The sequence below is a fragment of the Streptomyces sp. NPDC051172 genome (assembly GCF_040682555.1).
GTDB lineage: Bacteria > Actinomycetota > Actinomycetes > Streptomycetales > Streptomycetaceae > Streptomyces.
Genome location: NZ_JBFBBE010000302.1, coordinates 1 through 1,854 on the forward strand (window position 1 = coordinate 1; position 1,854 = coordinate 1,854).

Below are 1,854 nucleotides of genomic sequence, written 5' to 3' on the forward strand. Positions count from 1 at the left end.
GCCAGCGGTAGTAGGGTTGGCGGGAGAGCTTGACCACCCGGCACGTCACCGCGACGGGGATCCCGACGGCGGCGAGCTCCTTCACGAGCGGGTGGAGCCTTTTCCCGGCAGGTTCGCCTGGGACAGGTAGGCCGCCGCCCGTCGTAGGACCTCGTTCTCCTGCTCGAGCAGGCGGATCCGCTTCTTCAGCTCACGGTTCTCGGCCGACTCGGCTTTGGTTGTCCCAGGCTTCGCGCCGTCCTCGACGTCGGCCTGGCGCATCCACTTCGACAGGGTCATCTCATGGGTGCCAAAGTCCTTGGCGATCTGCGCGAGCGTCACACCCTCTTCGCGGCTGCGGGCCACGCGCACGACGTCGTCACGGAACTCTTGGGGATAGGGAGCAGGCACAGCAACATCCTTCCAGGCCGCCCTGCGGGCAAGCCAGATCAGGTGTCACCTATTCGTGCGGCAGTCCCCATCTTGTTCCCGCTCGTCCTGATCGGCCTAGGTGTGATGTCCAGGGACGTTGTTGCGTGAGCAGCTGACAGGCGAAGGCCTCCTGTTGCGAGAGTGGAGTTGTCAAGAAACCGCTCACGCGAACAGAAGGCCTTCATGTCCCACGCTAACGCCGCCCTGACCCCTCGTGCCCGTCTACGCCTGGCCAAGCTCATCGTCGATGAGCACTGGCCGGTCGCCACCGCGGCCAAGATGTTCATGGTCTCCCCACCCACCGCACGCAAATGGGCCACCCGCTTCCGAGCCGAGGGACCTGCAGGCATGGTCGACCGGTCCAGCCGGCCGGCCACGATGCCGACCAGAACATCGCCAGCAGTGGTGAAACAGGTCGTGGCCGCCAGAAGGCGCCGGCGCCTGGGGCCCGTGCAGATCGCCTCAGAACTCGGGATGCCGGCATCCACCGTCCATGCCGTGCTCGTGCGCTGCCGGATCAACCGCCTCGCCCGTCTGGACCGGGTCACCGCCGAGCCGATCCGCCGCTATGAGCACCCCCACCCCGGCTCGCTGATCCACGTCGACGTCACGAAGTTCGGACGCATCCCCGACGGGGGCGGGCACCGATTCGTCGGGCGTCAGCAGGGCATGAAGCACCGCGCGGCGACTTCGGACCGAGAAGGAACCCGTGATGCCCGATACCAGCCCCGGCTCGGGGTGGGCTTTCTGCACACCCTGATCGATGATCACTCCCGCTTCGCCCATGTCGAGATGCACTCCGATGAACGCAGCCAGACGGCCATCGCGGTGTTGCGCCGCGCGGTCGCCCACATCGCGCGCCTGGGCGTGGAGGTGGAGCGGGTGCTCTCGGACAACGGCTCGGCCTACCGCTCGCATGCCTGGCGTGATGCCTGTACCGAGCTCGGGATCAAGCCCAAGCGGACTCGGCCCTACCGGCCGCAGACGAACGGGAAGATTGAGCGGTTCCATCGCGCGCTCGCTGACGGGTGGGCCTACGCCCGGTTCTACAGCTCAGAGACGGAGCGCAGGGCCGCGTTGCCTGGATGGCTGCACTTCTACAATCATCATCGCGTCCACTCCGCGATCGGCGCCGCGCCTGCCACCAGGCTCAACAACCTCCCTGGACATCACACCTAGAGGTCGGCCGAACGTCCGCTCCTCCCACGGTTCCGGCCGCGCCGGATCCCTGGTGCCCGATTCCCACGCCGCCCTACACTCAACCCCAGGATCCGGCGGGTCCGCCCGGTGCGGCGGCTCGCCTCCGCCGTCGAAGGAGACCCCACATGACCGTGCCCACCTGCCCCGCCGATGTCGGCCGTCTGGCGCGTGCCGTGACCGCCGCGGGCCTGGGAGGTCTGGGCCTCCTGGTGGCGGCACCCACCGCGCAGGCCGTGGCGGTGC

At 68.1% G+C, this 1,854-nt stretch carries 1 protein-coding gene and 1 pseudogene; one reads left to right on the forward strand and one right to left on the reverse strand.

Features of this window, described 5'->3' with window-relative positions; genetic code table 11:
* A pseudogene (locus AB0N07_RS50550) lies at positions 1–390 on the reverse strand (transposase); the annotation flags it as partial.
* 204 nt (positions 391–594) lie between these two features.
* Here AB0N07_RS50550 and AB0N07_RS50555 point away from each other — a divergent pair.
* Complete coding sequence (locus AB0N07_RS50555; RefSeq protein WP_365847693.1) at positions 595–1,590, forward strand: IS481 family transposase; 996 nt, start codon at positions 595–597, stop codon at positions 1,588–1,590.
* The last annotated feature ends 264 nt before the right edge of the window (positions 1,591–1,854 follow it).